This window comes from Streptomyces europaeiscabiei (assembly GCF_001550375.1).
GTDB lineage: Bacteria > Actinomycetota > Actinomycetes > Streptomycetales > Streptomycetaceae > Streptomyces > Streptomyces europaeiscabiei.
The window spans coordinates 1-2716 of sequence record NZ_LRTR01000145.1; the positions used below are offsets into that span (position 1 = coordinate 1).

At 70.0% G+C, this 2716-nt stretch carries 2 protein-coding genes; both read left to right on the forward strand.

The window, feature by feature from the left end; translation table 11 throughout:
- Window positions 1–749: 749 nt before the first annotated feature.
- Window positions 750–2015: a serine hydroxymethyltransferase gene (gene glyA / locus AWZ10_RS06760; protein WP_060890658.1), complete on the forward strand. Its 1266-nt coding sequence runs from the start codon at window positions 750–752 to the stop codon at window positions 2013–2015.
- Between the two features lie 58 nt (window positions 2016–2073).
- Window positions 2074–2716: serine dehydratase beta chain (locus tag AWZ10_RS06765; RefSeq protein ID WP_279616616.1), on the forward strand; the 643-nt coding region annotated here is incomplete at its 3' end.

A 2716-nucleotide genomic window follows, 5' to 3' on the forward strand; every position in this document is an offset into this window, starting at 1 on the left:
ACGTTGCTCCTCCTCGCCCCACTCGTGTGGATCGCCGCCGCGATCCCGTGGACGATCCTGCACGGCGCCCTCGGACGACGTCATCGGGGGGCGGCACTGGCCGCGGGGGTTCGTCTTCACCCTGTGGTTCACCTGGTTCCTCGTGACATGGCTCGGCATGCCGGACTCCTACCCCGACCCCTTGTGCCCGGGGAACGTCCCGCCCTGGTGGCCGGGTTTCGTCCCGGCATGACCCCGCGGCACACCTCGTGGGCGGCCTCACCTTCCGTTCCGAGGAACTGCCGCACGGCGACGCACCACCTACACCTCGGACGCCTTCCCCGGCGTGCCGCTCCGCACCCGCCCCGCACCGCCGATCGCTGATCGCTGATCGCTGATCGACCGGATCACCGTGGCGCCGTATGAGCGGGGGATGCGCCGAGGTGAACGGCGAGCGCCCGGTCCGTCACGGTCGACGGGCCGGGCGCTTCACCGCGTCCCGCCTGCCGAGATCATCGATCCCGGCAGGCCGCCCGCGCCCCGCGACTGTCCGGTGCTCGACCTCGACAAGATCGTCCGGTCCAGGGAAGCGATCGCGGCCGACCCAGGAGGGTCAAGGACCGGCTCGGACCGTGACGACGAGCGCGGCGGCGGAGCGCCGGTTCTCCGCCGACGCCCTTGACCGGACCCCCGACCTCTTGGACGATGTTGCGTATCGCTCGACAAGTTGCTCAATACGCACCGCCGGCTGAGAAGACGAGGTCGTACGCATGTCGCTTCTGAACACGCCCCTGCACGAGCTGGACCCGGAGGTCGCCGCCGCCGTCGACGCCGAGCTGCACCGCCAGCAGTCCACCCTGGAAATGATCGCCTCGGAGAACTTCGCTCCCGTCGCGGTCATGGAGGCCCAGGGCACCGTCCTGACCAACAAGTACGCCGAGGGCTACCCCGGCCGCCGCTACTACGGCGGCTGCGAACACGTCGACGTCACCGAACAGATCGCCATCGACCGCCTCAAGGACCTCTTCGGCGCCGAGTACGCCAACGTCCAGCCCCACTCCGGCGCCTCCGCCAACCAGGCCGCCCTCTTCGCCCTCGCCCAGCCCGGCGACACCATCCTCGGCCTCGACCTCGCCCACGGCGGCCACCTCACCCACGGCATGCGCCTGAACTTCTCCGGCAAGCAGTTCAACGTCGTCGCCTACCACGTGGACACCGCCACCGGCCTCGTCGACATGGCCGAACTGGAGAAGCTCGCCAAGGAACACCGCCCCAAGGTGATCATCGCCGGCTGGTCGGCGTACCCCCGCCAGCTGGACTTCGCCGAGTTCCGCCGCATCGCCGACGAGACCGGGGCCCATCTCTGGGTCGACATGGCGCACTTCGCGGGCCTGGTCGCCGCCGGACTGCACCCCAACCCCGTCGAGCACGCGGACGTGGTCACCTCCACCACCCACAAGACCCTCGGCGGCCCGCGCGGCGGCATCATCCTGGCGAAGAAGGAGTTCGCGAAGAAGCTGAACTCCTCCGTCTTCCCCGGCTTCCAGGGCGGTCCGCTGGAGCACGTGATCGCGGCGAAGGCGGTGTCCTTCAAGGTCGCCGCGAGCGAGGAGTTCAAGGAGCGCCAGCGCCGCACGGTCGAGGGCGCGCGGATCCTCGCCGAGCGGCTGACGGCGGCCGACGCCCGCGAGGCCGGCGTCGACGTCCTGTCCGGCGGCACGGACGTCCACCTCATCCTGGTCGACCTGCGCGCCTCCGAGCTGGACGGGCAGCAGGCCGAGGACCGTCTCCACGAGGTCGGCATCACGGTCAACCGCAACGCCGTCCCCAACGACCCGCGTCCCCCGATGGTGACCTCCGGGCTCCGCATCGGCACCCCCGCCCTCGCCACCCGCGGCTTCACCGCCGAGGACTTCACCGAGGTCGCCGACGTCATCGCCGAAGCCCTCAAGCCGTCCTACGACGCCGAAGCCCTCAAGACCCGGGTCAAGGCACTGGCCGACAAACACCCGCTCTACCCCGGCCTGGTCAAGTGAGACCCAGGTGGGGCACCCGGACCGTGTGCCCCACCACCGCCCGTTCTGAGGAGTCACCGTGGCCATCTCGGTCTTCGACCTGTTCTCGATCGGCATCGGCCCGTCCAGCTCCCACACGGTCGGCCCGATGCGCGCCGCCCGCATGTTCGCCGTCCGCCTGAAGGAGGACGGCGCGCTCACCCGGACCGCCACGGTCCACGCCGAGTTGTACGGCTCGCTGGGCGCCACCGGCCATGGCCACGGCACCCCCAAGGCCGTACTCCTGGGCCTGGAGGGCAACGAGCCTCACACGGTCGACATCAACCAGGCCGAGCACGACGTCGACCACATCAGGTCGACCGGAACGCTGCGGCTGTTGGGCGTCGAGATCGGCGACGCCCGAGCGATCGCCTTCGACTTCGACAAGGACCTGGTCCTGCACCGCCGCAAGACGCTGCCGTACCACGCCAACGGCATGACGATCCGGGCCTACGACGCGGCGGGCACGGAGCTGCTGTCGAAGACGTACTACTCCGTCGGCGGCGGCTTCGTCGTCGACGAGGACGCGGTCGGCGCGGACCGCGTCAAACTCGACGAGACCGTGCTGAAACACCCCTTCCACAGCGGCGACGACCTGCTCCGTCTCACCCATGAAACCGGTCTGTCCATCTCGGGGTTGATGCTGGAGAACGAGCGGGCCTGGCGCAGCGAGGACGAGATCC

What these genes read in the sequence shown, in the direction of transcription:
- glyA (WP_060890658.1), top strand. Translation starts at nt 750, where the DNA reads ATGTCGCTTCTGAACACGCCCCTGCACGAGCTGGACCCGGAGGTCGCC.